At 44.3% G+C, this 23,249-nt stretch carries 16 protein-coding genes and 1 pseudogene; all 17 read left to right on the forward strand.

The window, feature by feature from the left end:
- The first annotated feature begins 112 nt into the window (after positions 1–112).
- The 17 genes and pseudogenes from ASL11_RS23485 to ASL11_RS23575 all read left to right on the forward strand — a co-directional run bounded on the left by ASL11_RS23485 (position 113) and on the right by ASL11_RS23575 (position 22,888).
- Positions 113–1,645, forward strand: coding sequence for a response regulator transcription factor (locus tag ASL11_RS23485; protein WP_056620404.1), 1,533 nt, complete (start codon positions 113–115; stop codon positions 1,643–1,645).
- Positions 1,642–3,450 (forward strand): cache domain-containing sensor histidine kinase, encoded by a 1,809-nt coding sequence (locus ASL11_RS23490; protein WP_056620405.1) that lies wholly within the window; start codon positions 1,642–1,644, stop codon positions 3,448–3,450. Before ASL11_RS23485 ends, ASL11_RS23490 begins: the two co-directional genes overlap by 4 nt.
- A gap of 188 nt (positions 3,451–3,638) precedes the next feature.
- Positions 3,639–4,601 (forward strand): ABC transporter permease, encoded by a 963-nt coding sequence (locus ASL11_RS23495; RefSeq protein ID WP_056620407.1) that lies wholly within the window; start codon positions 3,639–3,641, stop codon positions 4,599–4,601.
- On the forward strand, positions 4,595–5,455 hold the full coding sequence (locus ASL11_RS23500) for a carbohydrate ABC transporter permease (RefSeq protein WP_056620409.1): 861 nt from the start codon (positions 4,595–4,597) through the stop codon (positions 5,453–5,455). Before ASL11_RS23495 ends, ASL11_RS23500 begins: the two co-directional genes overlap by 7 nt.
- An 81-nt stretch (positions 5,456–5,536) precedes the next feature.
- Positions 5,537–7,090, forward strand: coding sequence for an extracellular solute-binding protein (locus ASL11_RS23505; RefSeq protein ID WP_056620410.1), 1,554 nt, complete (start codon positions 5,537–5,539; stop codon positions 7,088–7,090).
- Positions 7,091–7,175: 85 nt separating this feature from the next.
- Positions 7,176–9,479, forward strand: a complete 2,304-nt coding sequence (locus ASL11_RS23510) for an FAD-dependent oxidoreductase (RefSeq protein WP_056620412.1) — start codon at positions 7,176–7,178, stop codon at positions 9,477–9,479.
- 26 nt (positions 9,480–9,505) lie between these two features.
- Positions 9,506–10,171 (forward strand): annotated as a pseudogene (locus ASL11_RS23515) (acetylxylan esterase); the annotation flags it as partial.
- A gap of 681 nt (positions 10,172–10,852) precedes the next feature.
- Positions 10,853–11,554: an RNA polymerase sporulation sigma factor SigK gene (gene sigK, locus ASL11_RS23525; RefSeq protein ID WP_056620415.1), complete on the forward strand. Its 702-nt coding sequence runs from the start codon at positions 10,853–10,855 to the stop codon at positions 11,552–11,554.
- A gap of 77 nt (positions 11,555–11,631) precedes the next feature.
- On the forward strand, positions 11,632–12,300 hold the full coding sequence (locus ASL11_RS23530) for an ABC transporter ATP-binding protein (RefSeq protein WP_056620416.1): 669 nt from the start codon (positions 11,632–11,634) through the stop codon (positions 12,298–12,300).
- 908 nt (positions 12,301–13,208) lie between these two features.
- Positions 13,209–13,541, forward strand: a complete 333-nt coding sequence (locus ASL11_RS23540) for a hypothetical protein (protein WP_056620419.1) — start codon at positions 13,209–13,211, stop codon at positions 13,539–13,541.
- A gap of 19 nt (positions 13,542–13,560) precedes the next feature.
- On the forward strand, positions 13,561–14,505 hold the full coding sequence (locus tag ASL11_RS23545; protein ID WP_056620421.1) for an SGNH/GDSL hydrolase family protein: 945 nt from the start codon (positions 13,561–13,563) through the stop codon (positions 14,503–14,505).
- Between the two features lie 93 nt (positions 14,506–14,598).
- Entirely contained in the window at positions 14,599–15,894 is a 1,296-nt protein-coding gene (locus ASL11_RS23550) for a Gfo/Idh/MocA family protein (protein ID WP_056620422.1), read from the forward strand.
- A gap of 175 nt (positions 15,895–16,069) precedes the next feature.
- Complete coding sequence (locus tag ASL11_RS23555) at positions 16,070–17,845, forward strand: sensor histidine kinase (protein ID WP_056620424.1); 1,776 nt, start codon at positions 16,070–16,072, stop codon at positions 17,843–17,845.
- Entirely contained in the window at positions 17,839–19,515 is a 1,677-nt protein-coding gene (locus tag ASL11_RS23560) for a response regulator transcription factor (RefSeq protein ID WP_056620425.1), read from the forward strand. Before ASL11_RS23555 ends, ASL11_RS23560 begins: the two co-directional genes overlap by 7 nt.
- Positions 19,516–19,864: 349 nt before the next feature.
- Positions 19,865–20,968, forward strand: a complete 1,104-nt coding sequence (locus ASL11_RS23565) for a Gfo/Idh/MocA family protein (protein ID WP_056620427.1) — start codon at positions 19,865–19,867, stop codon at positions 20,966–20,968.
- 25 nt (positions 20,969–20,993) lie between these two features.
- On the forward strand, positions 20,994–21,854 hold the full coding sequence (locus tag ASL11_RS23570) for a PmoA family protein (protein ID WP_056620429.1): 861 nt from the start codon (positions 20,994–20,996) through the stop codon (positions 21,852–21,854).
- Positions 21,855–21,859: 5 nt separating this feature from the next.
- The gene (locus tag ASL11_RS23575; RefSeq protein WP_056620431.1) at positions 21,860–22,888 is read left to right on the forward strand and encodes an NAD(P)-dependent oxidoreductase; all 1,029 of its coding nucleotides are present in this window, start codon (positions 21,860–21,862) and stop codon (positions 22,886–22,888) included.
- The last annotated feature ends 361 nt before the right edge of the window (positions 22,889–23,249 follow it).

Below are 23,249 nucleotides of genomic sequence, written 5' to 3' on the forward strand. Positions count from 1 at the left end.
TAATCATTTCAGCCGAGAAAGCCCCAGTATTTTTGGGGCTTTCTGTATATTTTAATGCCCGTATTTTTCATGGTTACGGTTCTAATCCCATCACGAGAATGGAGACCCTGAAATGGATGATCAGGTTTTAAGCGTACTTATTGTGGATGATGAAATTCCTATTCGGCAAGAATTACAAATGTACAATTGGGAGGCTCAAGGCGCCGTGCTTGTAGGTGAAGCAGGCAATGGAGAAGAGGCACTTGAATTTTGTAGGAAATATGTACCTGATGTGATTATTACCGACATTACGATGCCCGTTATGAATGGGTTGGCACTAATTCGAACCGTAAAGAAAGAATTTCCACAGATTCAGGTCGTGATTCTTACCTGCCACAGTGACTTCGAGTATGCCAGAGAGGCATTGAAGCTAGGGGCGATTGGCTATGTCATTAAAGTTATGATGGATGACAGTGAATTGGAACAAACGCTTGCAGAGGCAAGACGCGCCATTGAAAAGGAAAAGTCATACAACACGAAGAAAATGGAAGAAAACAGGTGGAATCAGTCTAAGCTGCTAGGACAGTTGCTTACTCACAACGATTCCACGATGGACGTATATAAAAGCTTGGCGGATAATGGGCTCCCTCTAACTTTTCCACTCCAGATCGTACGATTTTATGTGGAAGCGAAGCATGGCGATTGGCTGTTTGTTGACCGCGAGGTTCGGCAAGTGCTGGGGAGTTATGACCATGATTTTGCCTGGGTACCGGTAGATATTGGGGAGCATTTTGTGCACTTTGGTCATCCAAGTAAAGATCGCCTCTCTATAATCACTACAATTGAAGCAGTCATTTCGGACATCCATCACAAGTTGGCAAATATTCACTTGCATAAGCGGGAATGTATTCATATCTATGCATCAATAAGCGATGATGTGGATAAGCCGGAGCAATTCCAACCAGCGTTTCAAGAAATGAGCCTATGGAAAAATGACTATTTTTACGATAGCAGCACACGCGTATTTCTAGGGAAACCAGAAGGTGCACATGTCATTGAGCCCAAGGCACTTGCAACGATTGAAGAGAAGATGAAGAAGGTCATATGGGATCAGGCAGGAATATCCGCATTTATTGAAGGAGATTTTACGAACTGGGCGAGGGAGCATCGCATCCTGCCGAATGAGCTCAAAAAAATGATTCACAAATGGAACATCCTATGGAATAAAGAACGTGGTGATTTAGATCATGATGAAATCTTATCTCAACATATTTACCAAACGGTAACCTTGCATGAAATGATGACAGCGTTGCTTCATGATATACATATCAATTTCAGCGGGGAAGAAAGGTATCGTCCAGAAATTCGGCTTGCCGGGAAGATCATTCGGGAGAAGATCAGCCAGCCACTCTCTCTGTCCTCTGTAGCTGAAGAAGTCGGCTTAAGCTCGTCTTATCTCAGCCGTTTATTTAGCGAAGAGGTCGGTGAATCTTTCAATGATTACGTGACTCGGTTGCGCATGGAAAAGGCGGCATATCTACTGAAGAATATGAATCTAAAAATATATGAGGTAGCCGAACAGGTTGGGATTCCCAGCTATCGGTATTTTTCAATCGTCTTCCGCAACTGGATGGGTGTTACGCCATTGGAGTTTAAAAAGGGATGAGACAAATGCTGAACAAGAAGTATTTTGTGAAAAGCTACAGAAACTATGGCATAGCAACCAAACAGTTTTTATTGCTTTTTGTGCTGACGGTCACGATATTTATGATGATTTCTTGGAATAACATTGGGATATCGAAAAAAAGCTTTGAAACCAAGATGATGGAAGATTCGAAGTTAATGATTATGCGGACAAATACCTTTTTGGATATGTATTTGGAAAACATTACGAATATCTTGCTGCTTATTTCCGCTCAGAAAGAATTGTTTGAAAACGGTATCAGCACAGAGGCACAAAATGTTCTATTGCATTACGGAGAAACGAATAGTCAACTTATTAAGACGCTGTATCTCGTGCGAGCAGATGGGCAGGTTTTTAGCAGCAAGCAAGTCCTGTATGATATCTACGGAAATCGAATGCTGCCTAAATTGAACGAAATGGGAAGTCAGGGCGTTAACGGTTTGAAGTGGAGTGAACCGTACGAAACCGCATTATCGGATCGAACAGTGGCCTTCGTTTTTCCCGTCAGGAGTAAGGCTAACAAATATTTAGGGGCGGCCATTGCTGAAATTAGCCTAGAGTATTTGAATCAGAAAATCATTCCTGTGGTTTCAAGTCGTGGCCAGACCATTACGTTGAGCTCTTTAGCGAACGAGCCTATCGTTTATGATCCTCAGAGCGATCTGCTGCCGTATGCAAAGGGGATTTTTCCACCCAAGATTCAAGGTGATTTTATTACGACCCTCGAACAGATGAGCGATGGTATCAACAGAACCGAATTTGGCGCACAGAACTTTATCGTTGCGAATTCAAAAGGAAATAATTTGGGCTGGCGAGCATCGTTTATTATGAATGAAAACATTTTGAATACGAACGTTTCTAAGCTGTATCACAATTTTGAAGTGACGGCGTTGCTATGGATTATTGTGTTCTTGTTTGGATCTTTTCTGATCTCCTATTATTTTACGAATCCAATTCGCAAGCTTGTTCTTAAAATGAATGCGGTTACGAAATACGGGAGATTATCCCATATTGAAATGAATCGTGAAGATGAAATTGGGCAGCTTGCCAGGAGTTACAACTCCATGATGGATCGGATCCATATTCTGATTCATGAGATGAAAGAAGTTGAAGTTCAGAAAAAAGAATATGAGCTAAAAATGCTGCAAAGCCAGATAGGCCCCCACTTTTTGTATAATACATTAGCTTGTATCGGAAGTTTAGCTAAACAGGGGCGAAATACGGAAGTCCGGGATACGGTCCGTTCACTTGTTAATCTGTTGTCGTACAGCTTTGACAAAAAGTATGAGTATATTGCGCTTGAGGAAGAAATCGCTGCTTTGAACAGCTATATGAATATTCAAAAAGTCCGCTATGGCGATACCTTTACTTGTCATTTTGATATCAGTCCGGAAATCATGACGTGTAAAGTTCTCAAGCTAACCCTGCAGCCTATTGTGGAAAATGCGATATTTCATGGTCTGCTTTCGAAGAAAGGCACCGGCAGAATTGACATACGGGGGCGAAGGGTCAATAACACAGTGAGATTGTATGTGTGTGATAACGGTATCGGTATGGAGAAAGAGCAGTACAGCAAGCTGTTGATCTCTAGCAGAGACAGGAAGCTGCAGGACAGGTTTAACAGTATTGGCATCATCAATGTGCATGAACGGATTCAAATCTACTTTGGCAAACCATACGGCCTGCATATTGTAAGCCGCCCCAATCGGGGGACGATCGTTCGAATCGATGTGCCCATTATGGAAGATGATCATGAAGAAGAAGAGTCTGTAATACGCAGGATATAAAGGGACTGTCAGCGCATTTATGCCTGACGGTCTTTCCGTTTGAATCAAGACAAAATCTAGAACATAATTGAAGGTTTTATGTATATCTGTGTGTATGGCAGGGGCGATATAATAGGGATAGAAATTGAATGAAAGCGGTTTATTAGAAGATCAGAGGATCGAAAGTAGTTATATGGAGGGAACGGGAGATGCAGAAAGACTTAGCGATAAAACGATCTAATGAGGTGGAACGGAAACTTGTAGGTAAACAATTCATGGTCAAAATATGGAAGTATAGAGCTTTATATGCCATGCTTTTCCCTGGTATCCTTTATTACTTGATATTTAAGTATTTGCCCATGTTTGGGATTATCGTGGCATTCAAAGAGTACAACATTACGAAAGGTATTCTGAGTAGCCCTTGGGCAGATCCTTGGTATAAGTATTTTGAGGTTTTTGTAAGTTCACCCTATTTTTCACAACTATTGACGAATACGATTTTAATCAGTTTTTATAAACTCATATTTGGCATGATTCCACCGATTATTCTAGCCATACTGCTGAACGAATGTAGGGTCTCGTGGTTCAAACGAATAATACAAACCTTGAGCTATATGCCGCACTTTTTATCCTGGGTGATTATTTATGGGATTCTCATCGCATTGTTATCGCAGGATAGCGGCCTTTTCAATCGATGGATTGTTGAAGCCGGCGGTAAAGCCATTCCATTTCTGACATCGGAAAGTTGGTTTAGAAGCATTCTGGTTAGCTCGGACATCTGGCAAAACATGGGGTGGGGAGCGATCATTTATTTGGCCGCAATCGCAGGAATCGATCCCTCACTATACGAAGCAGCAACAATGGACGGGTGCAAACGGATTCGCCTCATTTGGCATGTGACGCTTCCTAATTTACGCTCGATCATCACGATCCTATTAATCTTAAGACTTGGGAGTATTATGGATGCAGGATTTGAACAGGTCTATGTCCTGTACAACAGTTATGTGTATTCGGTAGGAGATATTATTGATACATGGGTATTCCGTACTGGTCTTGAACAGTTGAATTTTAGTTTGGCTGCAGCTGTTGGTTTATTTAAATCTATTATTGGCTGTATGTTGGTCTTACTTTCTAATCGAATCGCTAAAAAATGGGGTGAAGGTATATGGTAAGGGGGAAAGCGGATCGGATTTTTGACGGATTTATTTTTACTTTTCTGATAGCTGTCGGCATTGCTGCTTTATTCCCGTTATTGTATGTATTTTCGGTTTCACTCACCCCTTTCTCTGAGTTATTGAAGAATGGCGGGTTTGTCATTATACCGAAATCAATTACTTTCGCAGCGTATAAAGAACTATTCGCGATGCCACGTATACCGGATGCGTTTCGAGTAACGCTTTTTATTACCGTCGTAGGCACGATTGTTAATATGATTCTAACGATACTGCTGGCTTATCCATTAAGTAGAAAAAAGCTTCCTGGTCGTAGTTTTTTCTTGTTGATGATTGTGTTCACTATGCTGTTTAGTGGAGGGATCATTCCGTCCTACTTGACCGTTAAATATTTGGGGCTGCTGAATAGCGTATGGGCTATGATCATCCCAGGAGCGATCTGGAGTTTTAATGTATTGATCGTAAAAAGCTTTATTGAAAGCTTGCCAGAGGAGCTTATTGAGTCCGCTAATATAGATGGAGCCAAAGAGTTACGGATTCTAATGCAAATTATTGTCCCCTTGTCCATGCCTGTCATCATGACCGTGAGCCTCTTTTACATGGTCGGACATTGGAATGAATTTTTCCAGGCGATATTGTATGTGACACCGATTAAGCTTCAACCGCTCCAGATCGTTGTCAGATCCATCCTTTTGCAGTCCAATCAGGCTTTCGAAAATCCGGAGGCAACATTGCCTTCCGCTACGCTTCAGATGGCTGTGGTCATATTTGCGAGTGCACCGATGATTATGGTGTACCCATTTATTCAAAAATATTTTACAAAAGGCATGATGCTTGGCGCGATTAAGGGTTGATATTTTGACGAGGTATGGGATTGTTCGTTACCGATGCTTGTCAAATTCAATAAATAAGAAAAAATAGAAGGGTTGATTACAATGAAGAGATTAAGGAGCTTAACAACGTTTCTAGCTATGTCGATTCCAGTTGCTGTCATCATGGCCGGTTGCTCTAATGGAGCAGAAACCAACCAAACAGCTGCAACCAATGCACCAGCAGCAAGCAAAGCGCCAGCAGCGCCAGTCAAAATTGAGTGGATGCAAGTAGGATGGGGCACGAATGTGCCTTCTAGCGATGACTTTGTCAAGACGGAATTGGATAAGAAATTAGGAACAAATCTTATTTTAACATCTCCAGCTACAAATGAAGACTATCAGAACCAATTGAATGTGCGTTTGGCTGGCGGGACGGCACCGGATGTGTATCAAATTCTGAACAGGGACAGCTTGCTGAAAAGTATTGCTTCGGATAGTTTGTTAGATCTAACCCCCTACTTGAAAACCAAGTTGAAACCATTTGCTGACTTTGTTGGCGAGGAGACACTGAATAACGATAAGGTAGACGGAAAGTTATACACCATTACGAAGAAACCTGGTGTTGGTTCCAACAGTTATTGGCTCCGCAAAGATTGGCTGGATAATTTAAACTTGAAAGCACCTGTTACGTTGGATGATTTGTATGCGGTTGCGAAAGCCTTTACGAATGATGACCCGGATAAAAATGGCAAAAAGGATACCTATGCGATTACGGGAGCAGGATTTGATGCCTTCTCTGTTATTTATGGAGCGTTTGGTGTTGGCGCTCCAACTGCGAACAACAGTTTGCCGGAAATTTATATTAAAGATAATAAAATGGTAAGTTCCCTTTATGATCCTAATATGAAAAACGCGCTAGCTTTCATTAAGAAAATGATTGATGAAGGACTTGTAGACCCTGAATTGCTTGCGTCCACGGGTCAGCAATATGTTCAGAAGGCCATTCAAGGTAAGGCTGGAATGGGTAACTTCTCATGGACAGACCTAGCGAAGGATGCACCTGCGAAACAAATTAAAGAGGTCAATCCTAAGGCAGAGTGGATGCAGATTGCACCTCCCAAAGGGCCAGGTGGCCAGTATGATGTTTCCACTGGAAAAGGAACGTCCTTTACATTGTTTGGAATTCCAAAAGCCTTAGAGAAGGATACGGCTAAATTAGATAAAATATTTGAATATGTGAATTATATATCCACCAAAGAGGGCAATCGTCTGGTCAGTTATGGTGTGGAAGGCCGGCATTATACGTTAAATGGCGAGAAAGTAGTTCCGACAGATCTATTAGCTAAAGAGGGGGCTTATACGTGGCTCTACCAAGTGACTGGTCGTCCTGAAGCGGAATACTTGCAAACGAAATTTCCAACGCAAGCCCCATTAATTGACTTTGTGCAAAAGCAGCCGAGAATGACAGCGTACAATGGTCTTCTAAACCCCCCAGCAGACTTTATGACTGCGGATGCCACTCGATTTATTAAAGAAGAATTATCTAAATTTATTTACGGTAAAACCTCGTTGGACAAATACGATGAATTCCTGAAGAATTTGGAAACGAAATTCAAATATAATCTGTATTTGGATGGGGCACAAAAACGCTTAAAAGAACTTGGTTATATAAACTAATCCAACAATTGCCAAACGGAGGGGAGAACCTTGTTTCTTCTCTCCGTACTCGTTCATAGTATGCAGAAATTGGAGAGTGGAGAGAGTGACAGTTAAAAAACAGGAACAATATGATGTAGTTGTCTGCGGCGGTGGTTTGGCTGGTTTCTGTGCGGCCATATCGGCAGCTAGGCACGGAGCTCAAACTTGCATCATTCAGGACCGTCCTGTATTTGGTGGCAACAGTTCCTCGGAGGTGTGCGTGACACCGCATGGAGCGGCTGCTTTTCATGCTTATGCGCGAGAAACCGGAATCATTTCAGAATTGCTCATCGAAGAGCGTGCGCGCAACCACGCACCCATTCTCGAGAATGGGTGGACGAATAGCGTTTGGGATATGACGATGTATGATATGGCGATGAGTACGCCGAATTTGTCATTTCACTTAAATACATCTATTGTCTCCGTACAGAAAAGTAGTGATAGTACCATCAGCGCTGTTGTGGCACGAGTGGCGAATGCAGAAACGGAAATTACGATCGAAGGCAAAATTTTCGTCGATTGTACAGGCGACGGCGTTGTTGCCGATCAGGCTGGCTGCGAATGGCGGTGGGGTTCTGAGAGTTTTGAAGAGTTTAACGAACCGCATGCTCCGCTCAAGGCAAGCAAGGATACAATGGGTAATTCCATTCATTTCAGGGCCAAAGATATGGGACGTCCAGTTCCGTTTCAAGCGCCAGAATGGGCGATTAAGCATGAAGATCCAGATTACTTTTATAAGCAGGGAAGGCCTTTTCAAAGTTTGCATGGTGGATACTGGTGGATTGAGATCGGTGTTCCGTGGAATACCATCTACGATTCTGAGAATATTCGACACGAATTGACACGCCATGTCCTTGGCATTTGGGACTGGATTAAAAATAAGGATCCAGAAATGAAGGATAAAGCAGCCAATTTTGCACTGGACTGGATCGGACAGGTGCCAGGTAAAAGGGAGAGCCGCCGTATTATGGGGCAATATTTCATGACGGAACACGATCCGGCCAACAAAACGGTATTTCCGGATGAGATCGCCTTTGGAGGGTGGTTCATTGATCTGCATACGCCTGGTGGTCTGCTCGCGCCGACAGCCGAGCCCGCAAGTGCGGAGGGATACTCCGAAACGAGCGAATATGCGATTAAGAGCTATTGCGGGCCGTATGGTATTCCGCTTCGGATCATGATTGCTAAGGATATCGATAATCTGATGATGGCGGGACGCAACGTAAGTGTGACGCATGCCGCGTTGGGGACGGTCCGTGTTATGTCCACAACAGCTCTGATGGGTCAGGCTGTGGGAATAGCTGCTGCGTGTTCGTTGAAAAACGGGATTCCGTTATCGGAGATTCCGACTCGCGGCATTAAGGAGGTACAACAAATACTGCTTCGAGACGGGTGTTTTTTGCCGAACGTCAGTAATGAGGATCCACAGGACTTGGCGCGCCTGGCTACAGTTACGTCAAGCAGCGAGGCCAAATTAGTTGGCGTCGGGCCTGAAAGCCGTGGAGTGTCCGGTCTGAAAGAGCGGAGCAAACAACCAGATGCTAGAAAGGCAGAACCGTTAAATCATCGCCGAGGACAGCTTATTGCGATTGGCGAGGAGGGATTGGATGCTGTTTTCATTTGCCTGAGTAATCCGACCGATCAGATACAGTTAGTGGAAGCAGCCATTCATCCAGTAGATCATATATGGGACTACCGGGTTGAGACGGGAACACCGCTAGCGAAAACCTTCTTGCAAGTACCTCCGGGCGTAGACCAGTGGATCGAATGGCAAGTTCAGCTCGATCATGACGCAAGTTGGATCACAGGAAAGTATGCCCGTCTGGATTTGATGGCGAATCCGCATGTGCATTGGTATACGGCTGGTACATTCGAACCCGGACATGTCTCTTCTTTTGAGATGGGCAAAGGTAAAATGCGCAGATACGGCGGCACGCTCAGTTTTCGTGTCGAACCTGCCCAATCTTGTTATGGCCCGATGAATGTAATTAATGGGGTTACTCGACCGGGCAAATACACGAACCTATGGAGATCCGATCCCAATTTGCCAAATGCGCAGTGGATACAGTTGAGTTGGCCGGAGGAGCAGACGATTAGATGCGTTGAATTGACGTTCCCCGGTCATTTGTTGCACGAGTATCACGTGTATGAACCTTTCTACAGGGATCCCCAATGCCCGAGAGACTATAGCATCAATGCATGGGTAGACGGGGAATGGGTCGAACTGAAAAGGATCCTGGACAATTATCAAAGGCATCGCAAACACCAGTTGCATTCACAGGTAAGAACCGCTCAGTTGAGAATTGTCATTCACGCGACGAATGGCGACCCTAGCGCCGCTGTTTATGAGATTAGATGTTATGAATAATCAAAAATTGGAGAAATGAAGAACCTGCCAATCTTGGATATGCCGTTAGCAGTTACAACAGTATGCAGGGCGCAATCCGTAACCCAAGGCAAGGCGGATCCTTGGAAGATACAGGCGGAGTCAAATGGTCAACATATAGCGGCCACATTATTCGTGGACTGGGCGATACCCCCGAAAATCTGTTGTTTCGGCATATTTTTTTGGATGCGGCGCAGCTGGCCGGCATCGTCATGGACATGCCTGAAGTCGATGCTAATCGTGTCTGCGTCACCGGAGGTTCGCAAGGTGGAGGGATTACCTTAGCTTGCGCAGCGCTGGAACCGCGAATTAAGAAGCTTGCCCCTGTCTATCCTTTTTTGAGCGACTATAAGCGGGTATGGGAGATGGATCTTGCCAAAGATGCGTATAACGAGCTTCGCACTTTTTTTCGCCACTTCGATCCTCAACATCGGAAGGAAGAAGAAATCTTCACGAAGCTTGGTTACATCCATATACAGCATTTAGCATCACGTATCCAAGGAGAAGTGCTCATGGGCGTTGGCTTAATGGACAGTACTTGTCCGCCATCGACGCAGTTTGCTGCCTACAACAAGATAACAGTGAGCAAGAAACTTGAAATTTTCCCTGACTTCGGACATGAGGGATTGCCTGGACTGAACGATACAATTCTCAAGTTTATGCTGCAGCTTTAACTTAAAAACAAGCTGATTGAACATAATTTAAGATTAGTTGCCCATGTTGAGGACACGAAGCTATTTAGTTTTGTTGGACAAGCAAGACTGGACCGAACAATCGGCGTGGTAATAAATGCACGGTATTCGATAAAAAGTAGAATACTTAGGAGTAAGAGAAATACATGGTCGAACCAATCTTGTCGAGCACGTACACGTCCCAAAGGGGAAAGGTACGTGCTTTTTGTGTCACTTTAAGGAAACTTTTTTCGTATTTGCGTGTCGAACTGTCCACGCATCTTTTAATCGGTGAAAGTCCAGTCGCGGGAGAGGCCGAGTCCCTACTTAAGTTGTTATAGATATCTGTAGGGTTGAAGAACTTGCAGCCAGAGGGTTTATTTATATGTCAGAAATAAGAAAGTATAGACAGTTTAAGGACATTAAATTGAAATTTTTTCTGATGGAGATCACAAAAGAGCAGGCGATGTATGAGTTCAATCAGAGGAGACTAAAATTTCTTTCCCCTCTTAGTGTAACCCGGGAAAAACAACTCAATATAAATGGGCTAGTTCCAGATGACTTCTTCGTGTAAGTTATTAGGTACAGGCACTTCTAGGCTCCCACCTACATACACTAATACTAAGCTCAAAGCGGAGACTTCCGAACAGCTAAGATCCGCTAACACTGAAGGGGGTGGCTGGAATGCCTGGATTGTTTAGCGCAATAGCCGTATTAATTAAGCAGCTAACCTTACTAGTATCCTATGTCAAAAATAATGCGTTTCCACAGCCTCTTACCGAGGAAGAAGAAGAACGACATCTGAGGCTTATGGCAGAAGGTAATGATCACTCTAGGAACAAGCTGATTGAGCACAATTTAAGGTTAGTTGCTCATATAGTAAAAAAATTCGACAACACAGGGGAAGATTTGGAAGATTTGATCTCCATCGGGACGATCGGATTGATTAAAGCCATCGAATCCTTCTCCCCAAACAAAGGGACAAAGCTGGCGACTTTCGCTGCACGTTGTATTGAAAATGAGATCCTGATGCATCTGCGCTCATTGAAGAAAACGCGGAAAGACGTATCTTTGCATGATCCTATTGGAACGGATAAAGAGGGGAACGAGATTACGTTGATCGACATCCTCGGTAGTGAGGCTGACGATGTAGTGGATGCGGTACAGCTGAAAATCGAGAAGTCTAAAATTTACAGGAATTTGGAAATATTAGACGACCGCGAAAAGGAAGTTGTTGTCGGTCGGTTTGGTTTGGAGCTAGGTGGCGAAGAGCGGACACAGCGGGAGATTGCGAAAGAGCTAGGGATCTCGCGTTCGTATGTGTCGCGGATTGAGAAGAGGGCGCTCATGAAGCTGTATCATGAATTTTATAAGGCGAAGCGTTAAGGTCAACAAGTTGAGGTCGACAAGTCGGTGAATCGTATTCTTCATTTATTTGGCATCAAATAATGGAGGCGAAGACAATGACAGCCTTAATTCAGATTGAGCATGTGAGTAAATTTTACCATATGGGTGGGGAAACCATACGGGCTTTGGACGACATTTCGTTAGATATTGCGCAGGGCGAATATGTCGCCATCATGGGACCGTCAGGATCCGGGAAGTCCACGCTGATGAACATCATAGGGTGTTTGGATATGTCGGACGAAGGGTTCTATACGCTCGATGGGAAGCAGATTCACTCGCTGAAGGATTCACAATTGGCCGAGATTCGGAATCGGAAGATCGGGTTTGTTTTTCAGAATTTTAACCTGCTACCGAGATTAAACGCTTATGAAAATGTGGAATTACCGTTGATCTATCGCGGACTGACGAGGAAACAGCGGGAGCCGCTGGTTCTACAAGCGTTGGAAGCGGTTGATCTGCTGGATCGCCGAAAGCATTCTCCGTCGGAGTTGTCTGGCGGGCAGCAGCAGCGTGTTGCGATTGCGCGGACAGTGGCAGGTGACCCACCGATCATCTTGGCGGATGAGCCTACAGGGGCGCTGGATTCGAAAACCGGCGCGGAGATTATGGATATTTTCAGACGGTTGAACGAGCAGGGCAGGACGATTATTGTGATTACGCATGATCGGCAGGTTGCGGAGCARGCRAAGCGGGTTGTGAGGTTTCGGGATGGGCGGTTGATTTAATTTAAATACCACTTGAACATAAAGACCGGTATCCCTGAGAAATGAGGATGCCGGTTTTATATTATTATGGAAGAATGCCGCCGTCAAAATCCGCATATCTATCACGTTAAAATAGAAATGAGGATGCCGGTTTTATATTATTATGGAAGAATGCCGCCGTCAAAATCCGCATATCTATCACGTTAAAATGGATTAACGGCAGAACGCAATGTCATCGAATACGGAAGCATGAGGAGAGTCGCTTGGATGTTTGAGTAGTATCAAACGTTCAAGTGATTCTCTTTTTTAGAAAATGGTCGATSTGCTCGCAAAAAGCACAAGAGAAGATAAGAATGTTTATAGAATCTCGTAGATYTGCATGACCGTATATTTTACTCTTAAGAAGAGCCAAGCATCATCAACATTCGAGAAGGAGGATTGTAATGATTGGGAAAATTTTGCTTTTCGGGAACGATAAAGTTCGCCCTCATTTGAGCTTAGCAGGCAATCTTGATTCATGGACTCCTACCCTCTGGTTTGATCGAAATTGATGCTAATTTTNTTTCGGGAACGATAAAGTTCGCCCTCATTTGAGCTTAGCAGGCAATCTTGATTCATGGACTCCTACCCTCTGGTTTGATCGAAATTGATGCTAATTTTAATAGAAAATCTATCAAGCTCACGATGYTGCAAGATGCATKGAAATTACTAAGATACAATGTAGGACATATGGAAACGGAAGAAATGCGCAAGGAAAGTATTGCATTTTTACAAAAATGGTTATCCAACTGAAAAATGAGTAATTTTAAGGAGAGTGATAGATAATGGACGATCAAGCTAGNGGAAGAAATGCGCAAGGAAAGTATTGCATTTTTACAAAAATGGTTATCCAACTGAAAAATGAGTAATTTTAAGGAGAGTGATAGATAATGGACGATCAAGCTAGAATACACCCAGCACCGCCGGAGTCGTTTGTTTATTTACCGACGGGTTCGACGCTAATCAGCAATCCGATGGATTTAAAAGGGTACTCTAGATGCAGAATCTATGTGCAGGCAAACGTTGCAGGCAGTATTGATGTTACTATAAGCGGCGCGCCGAATGAAAGCGGACTGTATACTGATGAATTAAGCGTCAATGCGGTGAAGACCGGAATTAACGGAACAACTTCTTATGTCCTGGATAACGTATCACGATTTGTAAAAGTAAAATGTGCGAATCTATCTGGGAAATGGACGATCTGGGTAGTACCAATTTGGTGATGAGAGGGAGGCTGCTGTGATGGCGAGGATGAAGATTGAGGATATGGCTTTGAGCTATTCGGGCACATGGACACATGTCAGTACAACGAACGGAAGCATGGATAGCAGGCACGATTCAGATGGAACTGCAACGGCTAATGCGTCGGCAATATGGAAGGCTTATTGTACGAGCATAGAAATTTATGCTCTGAAGGCGCCAAGCTTCGGAAAAGCGGATATTTATATTGATGGGGTCATTCATGGTGAAGCGGATTATTATGCTCCCACTGCGACATACGGAACTTTGATCTATGCGGTAATAGAACTGACAGCGGGTTACCATACCATAGAAATTCGTAAGAAAGAAACGAAAAATCCCAGCTCTACAGGCAACTACATTTCAATTGATTATTTGTATTCCGAATTGGTGCAACCGCAGCAAACTCAGTATAAAAGTATCGTCTGCATCGGTGATTCCATTACTTTCGGAGCCAATGTCGCTGTAAGACCAGACAACTTATACGGTAGAAAGCTGCAGCAAATGCTGTTTCGTCCTGTCAGTATCCATGGTTTATCCGGAGCGGATGTCAGTACGATTACCAATGTGATAGAGTCTGTTGTAGCATCTAGAAATCCGGACTTGGTGTTATGGCTAACAGGCATGAACAATACGAATCCTCAGGCTTCCTTAGAAATCGGTTTAGATAAAATGAAAGCTTACCTCCCCAATGCTGATATCATCGTGGCCACGATTCAATATAATACCTATTACACATCGGAACAAAACATCGTCAAAGTAGACGAAGTGAAAGCGGCATGCGCGGTGAAAGGGGTTCCGTGTGTGGACATGTATAGCCCAACATTAGGAAACACTTATTTGAATAAGCCGGAGAATACCGTACACCCGGGCGATGAAGGACAGGGTGTACTCGCTTCCTTGTTTTATCAGGAAATTATTAAGAAGTTCATAATCCCAAGTATTTGATGATTGGGGTGATATAAGCAACTCAAGAAGCGATGTCTAAAATCAGAAAGGTATGATTACAAGAATATGGATATGAAATTGGGGCCTTCCCGTATGTCGGAAGATCAGCCTATTAAGGCTGTCATTATCGGCGCAGGCAACCGAAGTTTGATTTATGCTTCCTATGCCTTGCAGCATCCAGATGAATTGCAAATCGTTGGCGTTGTTGAGCCTAACCTAGAACGCCGGCAATTAACGGCAGAACGCTTCGGTATTTCTCCGGACAATTGCTTTGCATCCGTTGAGGAACTTGTTGTTCATCACCAATTAGCGGATGCCGCTATTAATGGAACGATGGATCAATTCCATCTTCAAACATCGCTGCCACTTTTGAAGGCGGGATACGATGTTCTGTTAGAGAAACCGATCGGCATAAGCGAAACGGAAGTACTTGAACTGTACGAAGCAGCCCGTTCATACAACCGTACCGTGATGATTTGTCATGTAATGCGGCATGCTCCATTTTATTTGGAAATCCGTAAGCAAATCGAAAGCGGAGTAATCGGGGATATCATAGCAATACAGACAGAGGAAAATGTCAGCTACCATCATATGGCGACTTCTTTCGTACGAGGGAAATGGAATAGTAAAGCGAGTTGCGATTCCTCCATGTTATTAGCCAAATGCTGCCATGACTTAGATATGATTACTTGGATGAAAGGCAGCATACGACCGAAGAAGGTTAGTAGCTTCGGAGGATTATTCCAGTTTCGAGCGGACAAAGCCCCGGAAGGCGCTGGTAGAAGGTGTCTTGTTGATTGTCCAATTGAAGCTACATGTATGTATTCCGCGAATAAAATGTATATCGAACAAGATTTATGGGGCATTTATGCTTGGGACAATAGATATGTAAGCAGTATCCCAACCCACGAAGAAAAAATCGAATCGTTGCGAACGTCTAATCCATACGGGCGCTGCGTATGGCGCTGTGACAATGATGTTGTCGATCATCAAACAGTCATCATCGAATTCGAAGACGGAAGTACGGCATCGCACAATCTAACAGGCGCCACCTCCAAGTCGTGTAGGACGATTCATATCACGGGGACGAAAGGCGAAATTTCCGGTACGATGGAGGATGGTTACTTCTTGGTTAGGCAACCAGATACAAGGCCTGGTCATTTATACAAGGAAGAACGGATCGAGACGAATGTCACATCCGACATGCACGGTGGCGGCGATTTGCGGCTGGTTGCAGATTTTGTTCGCACCTTACGGGGAGATAAACCTTCTCTGTCTTCGACATCTCTGGAGAAATCGATTTATGGCCATCAAATCGGCTTTGCGGCAGAACGCTCAAGATCTGAGAATACTATTGTGGAAATTAGCTCCTTAGTCGTCAATGCATAAACGAAATATATAGAACTAAACTGTCTGCTCGAGCTATGCGAAACTCGAGCAGATTTTTTGTGTAACCGTTTATTTGGATATAAGAGGAAAGTGTAGGTATTTGTCGAATAGTTCTGTCAACTATGCTGGTAATAATTAGTAGGCAGTATTGAACACGATGGGGGGTTATTCCAACATGATGCAATTAAACTGGCAGAATTGGTGGTTTTCCATTTTCACAAAGCTGTTGGCATTATTCTTCATTATGATATTACCTGTGTATGCGATGGCCATTCATAGTAATGAGTCCGGGTCACACCTTGTCAGCAATGAAATTTCATCTTCGCTCCAAGCACAAATTAGCTTCTACCATAATTCCCTTAACAAAGAAATTGATCGGATGATTCAACTTCAGCGTCAATATGTGGTTGATGATGACTTGTTAAACCTTAGTGTAATTGGAGAAGGTCTACCTGACTACGACCGTTCACTGATGATGCGACAACTTCAACTTAAGCTGAATCTTATCAAGAGCTCCGGTATCTACGCAACTGTAGCTAAAGCTTATATCCCGTCACTACAACGAATTATAAGCACAGATGATCTCACAACAGCGCTCCCTTCAGGACAAATTGAACAATTAAAAAAAGAACGAGAGCTATTTACGAACGGTACGCCTATATATGCTAGAGATGGCAAGCTGTTTATACGGGAATTTTACCCCACCAAAGCAATAACGCCTGAACGTGATCCTGTATTTGTTCTGGAGACGGAGATTTCCGTGAATGAACTACGAAATTTCCTCCTGCAAATATCTAGCTTCAAAAAGAGCGGATCGGCTCTCGTCAGTGATGCATGGCGGATTTCGAGCGATGAGAACAATGAAGCTATGACGCCAATTATTGAGCGTGTTCAAAGTCAGGTGGCTAAGCAATTAGTAAACGGGAGATGGATCGAAAACATCCGGGTGAACAATCAAAACTATATTACGGCCTTTGAGTACGCCTCAGATTCGAACACAACACTGCTTGTGTTCGTGCCGGAGTCAGATATACTTGGGCCGCTGGAGAAATATAAAAAGTTCATTCTTCTTATGTCCATCGCAACTATTGTACTGATTGTGCTCGTTTCTTATTGGATCTATCAGGTGATTCATAAGCCGCTTTCTAAAATGGTACGTGCCTTCCGCAATATGGAATCAGGCAATCTGAACCTTGTCCTGCATCACAAGAGTCGGGATGAATTCAACTATCTCTATAGGCAATTCAATCGGATGGCAGACAGACTAAGAACCCTGATTTACGAGGTATATGAAAAACAGCTGCAAAAACAGCAGGCAGAGTTAAATCAGCTGCAGTCACAGATTAAGCCCCATTTTCTCTATAACAGCCTGTACTTGCTTTATCGTATCACGAAAGATGAAGACTATGAGAACAGCTTGAGACTTACCAAGTATTTAGGTGATTATTTTCGCTATATTACGAAGGTAGCAGGGGAAGATGTACCTCTCTCTGAAGAATGGCATCACGTGCGCATGTATATGGAGATCCAGAATGTTAGATTTTCCAATCGCTTAAAAGTATCAATTGCCGAGCTGCCCGATGATAAACACAATCTACTCGTGCCACGATTAATTATGCAACCACTGGTCGAGAACGCTTACAACTATGGACTCGAGCATACTTTGGCAAATGGAGAACTAACCATTACGGTAGAGACGGACGATAAAGATTTAAAAATCCTAATCGAAGACAACGGTGTTGGCATGACGGAGGAAGACATGATGCTCTGGAATCATCGGTTCACAAATCCAACAGGAAATATCGATGTCAGCGGAATGATGAATGTACACCGGCGGTTGCAATTAAAATTCGGTAATGAATCGGGTATTCAAGTAAGAGCGAGGTCAGGTGGAGGTTTATGCGTAATCTTGACGATCCGAGTTGAAACGGAGGAGAGGAAAACATGCTAAACTTAATGATTGTGGACGACGAATCTGTGGCAGTCAATTTATTATCGAATACGCTTGAAGAGTGGGGCAAGTATGAATTAACAATTAATAAAGCCTATTCAGGCAATGAAGCTTTGGAGCGGATTCGAGAACGCCGTCTAGATATCTTGCTCACAGATATTCGCATGCCTGGCATGAACGGTCTTGAGTTGGCAGACCATGTGCTAGATTTATGGCCTCGGTGCAAGATCATCTTCCTCTCCGGATACAATGATTTCGAGTACATACAGAAAGCGATCCGCAAGGGGGGAATGGACTATATCCTGAAGGCTGAAGACGATGAACTCATCTTTCAAGCGATTGAAAAGGCGGCGGAGGAAATCAAAACCGAGCTGCATGAGGGGAGTATATTGAAGAAGGCCCAAGAGCTTATGCAGCAAGCAATTCCAGCCATGCGGCGCGATTATTTCATGGAAATGCTAGGCGGGGAGATGGGTTCTGAGGCTGCAAGAGTGAAACGATTCACGGAATTAGGCATTCATTTGGATCCCAAGCAAGACGTTTACCTTGTGGTAGGGAGGGTCGACGACTGGGGAAAGAATCTGTCAACGTCAGATAGAACGTTGTTATCATACTCCATTCAAAACATTTCAGAGGAGTTTCTGGCAGACAAGTTTCGGTTTGTATTTCTGTTGTACGATCGGTTTCGATTCGTCTGGTTCATTCAACCCAAGCAATTTCCACTCTCTCAAGGGGAAGAGGCTGAGGTGGCTTGGGAGCGTGTACGGCAATTCGTAAAAGGAACATCTGAATCCATACAAGCGACTTGCAGTCAGCTGTTAAAATTGCCGATCTCTCTCATGCTAAGTTCAAATCCAAGTTCGTGGGAGAAGGCGGCAGGTCAATTCGATTCGCTCAAGCTTAATCTTAGCAGCGGTCTGATTCGAAGCGTCGAGAAGCTGGTAGTGGAGCCTAGTTCAGACACAGCTGGGCTAGAGCGTTCCAGTAAAACCTTTTTCGCAGAGATGGCAGTACGAAATCATATGCGGAAGTTAGACCTGTTGGAGGCTCATTTGGATAACGGGGATAAAGCGCAGTTCGTTCAACATTTTCATGAGTTTACTCTGCTGAACAACATGGAAGTGTCCGAGACAAAGCTGACTTATTTAACCATGGAAATGTTCGCAAATCTATCCTCCTTCTTTCTCTCCTATATGAGTCGGCGAAATCTCATTGACGAGCTTGGTGCTCCAATGAAGTTGGATAAATATGTACAATTCGATAACCACAGCTCTTGGGAGGCTGCATTAGCCTATTTCCGACAGCTAGGGGAGATGGCGGCTGACTACAACGCTAGACTGCAGCAAGAAAGAACCCATGAAATGATCCGCATTTTACATCAATATGTGCATGATTTTATGAGGGAGGATTTGACACTTACGCGATTGGCCGAGGTCGTCTATCTCAGTCCGCCGTATTTGTCCCGGTTGTATAAGCAGCTTACTAGTAATAACCTGACGGATTATGTTACCGAACAACGAATGGTGCGTGCAAAGCAGCTGCTCAAAAACACATCGATGAAAATCCACGAAATTGCCTGCGAGGTTGGTTTTGAATCGGCGCCGTATTTTACCCGAGTATTCAAGAAACTGACAGGTTCAACGCCAATTGAGTATCGCGAAAGTAATTAAATACTGTGTGAATGAACTGCCGCCGGACATGCGAGCCCCCTCGTTGATTCGGCGGTATTTTTGTTGCGTGGAAGCGTACGAACTTATTTTATAAAGTTCATGAGAGAAGATAAGAAAGTATGAAATGTCTCGTATTTTTACATTCCAATACCTTTTATTATGAAAGAGAAGCAAAGCATAACGAGGGGGAGAGGAAATCCGGCTTGAAACTTCCTCGTAACTTGATATTAACAAGATTCAGGTTCCCCATAATGGCATCTACATTATTGAGGATGAGTCGTGTCAATTTTGAAAACTAAGAATAAGCGAGAAAACAGGAGAAAACATTACTTTATAGTAGGAGGATGTAATGCAGTCAAAAGTAAAAGTAGCAATCTTAGGGATGGGTTTTGGAGCTGAATTCATACCAATTTATCAACATCACCCGCACGCCGAGATGTATGCCATATGTCAACGTTCGGAAGCAAGTTTGAACCAGATTGGTGATCATTTTGGCATTGAGGTTCGTTACACCAACTATCATGATCTGCTTAAGGATCCGGCTATTGATGCCGTCCATATTAATTCGCCGATACCAGATCACGCAGAGCAGACAATAGCTGCGCTGCTCGCAGGCAAGCATGTCGCTTGTACCGTACCAATGGCGACCTCAATCGAAGATTGCAGACGCATTGTTGAAGCGCAACAACTATCTGGAAAAAACTATATGATGATGGAAACCGCGGTGTATACACGTGAATTTCTGTATGTTAAACAACTACGAGACAGTGGTCATCTCGGTCGTTTTCAGTTTCTTCGCGGGGCTCATCAGCAGGAGATGGCAGGTTGGCCAGGCTATTGGGAAGGACTGCCACCCATGTATTATGCCACTCATGCGGTTAGCCCGCTGCTAGCGCTAGCGGAGAAGGAAGCTGAGCTTGTCTACTGCCTTGGTTCAGGCAAGATTGCCGATAAGTTGGCTTCCAAATACGATTCTCCGTTTGCAGTGGAATCGGCACTCTTCCGGCTCAGGGATTCTGACCTAGCCATGGAAGTAACTCGGTCTTTGTTTGAGACGGCGCGCGAATATGTGGAGAGCTTCGATGTGTATGCGGACAAGATCAGCTTTGAATGGCAACAGATGGAGGGGGAAGAACCCGTGCTGTTTAGGGGTGAAGATGGGGAACGCGTGACGATTCCTGATTACGCCCATTTGCTTCCCGAAGCTATACAAAAGTACACCACACAAGGCGTCTATGATGCTGAAGATAATCAACATCTTTCCTTCAAGCAGGGCAGTGGACATGGCGGATCTCATCCGCACCTGGTTCATGAATTCATCATGAGTATTGTGGAGTCCAGGAAAGCATTTCCTGATGTGTTTACATCCGCGAACTGGACGAGTGCAGGTTTATGTGCACATGACTCGGCTTTGAAAAACGGTGAACCAGTCCGAATTCCAGTGTTCAGATAATCTTGATTAGAAGGATGTGTAGCATATGACAATCATGAAGCAACAACTTGAAAGCGAGACGTTAGTTGTTACTAGCTCCGATCATTATATGTTTATCAATCGCAAAGGTGAGGAAAGGCCGTTCCTCACACAGCAAGCAGAATTGAATAGACGACCTTTTATTCATCCCATTGTAGCCCCTGATGGCAAAGGTGTCCTCACGGAAGATGCGCCGGCGCACCACCCCTGGCAGCATGGATTGTATGTGGGACTGAATGACGTCAATGGCTACGGTTTTTGGACGGAAGGAGTGAGTAATGCGCCAACGGATGGTTCTTTTCATCCTGCTCCGCTTATGAACATCTCTCTGTCTGGAAATGAAGTTTGCTGGACAGTGAGGTCCTCATGGCGTGAACCAGGAGGCGAACTGCTGCTGATCGAAGAGCAGAACTGGTGCCTCAAAGATCTAGGCAGTACATATGAACTGGACATGAGCTGGACGCTGAAAGCAGAGAAGGATCTTTCGTTCGGTCAATACGCATATGGCGGGTTGTTTCTAAGGATGCCGTATCGTCATGAGCAAGGTGGAGTGTTCTTGAACAGCGAAGGACATACGCCGCAAGAAGCTGATGGAGAGCGTGCCCGATGGGCAGCGATTCATATGCCTATTGAAGGTCGTCAAGGCCATGCAGGCATGGCGATTTTTGATCATGCAGGAAATCCGGAGTACCCCTCTCCTTGGCGTGTAGATGGCGAATTAGGCATATCCCCTAGCCGCTGCATTGCAGGATCATGGCGACTAAATAAGGGAGAAAGCCATCTGGCGCAGTACCGTATTGTTATATATCATGGCACACTAGATGCGAACGAAATTGAAAAGAAGTGGCTTAGCTATATTGGAGGATAATTCTTATGAAAAGTGCATTGGTTGTTCATCCTAATTTTGATTTTGTTTGGCCGTTTGCGGCGGATCATTTACGACAGCTCCTAGCTCTAGACGGTGAGGTTACCTTCATCCGTTTGTCGAAAGACTCCACGCAATTGCTAAGTGACATTGTTCAACAGCCAGAGAGCTATGAACGGCTCATCTCGTTACGAGTGCCAGTTACAATATCTTGTTTAGAGTTATTTACAAACCTAGAAGAGGTTGTTATTGCGGACAAAGATTATGGATTTCTGCAGAAAGATTCCGATACTATCGATTATTTGAACAAACGTGGTATACGTGTATATGCCCAGCCAACAGAGGGGTTCTGGGGACAATCCGTGAGCGAATTCGCTCTGGCTTTGACGTTATGCGGGCTGCGTCGAATTCCGCAAACCCATCATGAGATCATAACAAGTGTTCATCCATGGGATTACAGTCCTGCAGGTGGAGATCCAATTCCAAATGCCCGCGGGCAACAATTTGGCGATGATGTGCGCTTTACGAATGGCACGGTCGAAGGTAAACGTGTACGTATTGTCGGAGCAGGCAACATCGCCAGCCGCTATGCTAGTTTCGTTCATATGTTAGGCGCGGACGTTGCGGCCTGGGACCCCTACGCAAGTGAGCCCAGCTTTCATCGGGCGGGTTCTCGTAAGGAATGGCACCTGGAGCGGCTGGTGCGGGACGCGGAGATTTTTGTCCCGATGGTGCCGTTGACCGAGCAAACACTAGGCATAATTACAGCGGAAAATATCGGAGCATTGCCGCAAGGCACTCTAGTCGTGTTAGCTACGCGCGCACAAATATGCGACATGCATGAGTTGCGCCGCCGTGTGCTTGCCGATGAGCTAAGCCTTGCCGCCGATGTTTTCGACATCGAACCGTTGCCGCTGGACGATCCGTTGCTCGGCCGTGATAATGTCGTGCATACACCGCATAATGCCGGCAGGACGAAAGAGGCAAATTTTCAATATGCCGCCAAGTTATATGAGCAGTTTATCGTGAGACGGTAATTCAAGAACAACCTTGTCGAACAACAAAGCCTCTACTACCCTTGTTTGGTCACTCCCCCTTTTAGTGGACATTAGCAAAGCCTCTAGGCTGTAAGCTGTCGTCGGTATTCAACCGGCGTCAGCTTGTTTATCATACTCCATTTCAAACATTGCAAAGGATATCGGGAAACTAATTAAATGCTTTGTGAATGAACTGGCGTCGGACATGCGAGTCCCCTCGTTGATTCGGCGGTATTTTTGTTGCGTGGAAGCGTACGAACTTATTTAACAAAGTTCATGAGAGAAGATAAGAAAGTATGAAATGTCTCGTATTTTTACATCCCAATACATTTTATTATGAAAGAGAAGCAGGGCATAACGA

The sequence above is a fragment of the Paenibacillus sp. Soil750 genome (assembly GCF_001428045.1).
GTDB classification, from domain to species: Bacteria; Bacillota; Bacilli; order Paenibacillales; family NBRC-103111; genus Paenibacillus_E; species Paenibacillus_E allorhizoplanae.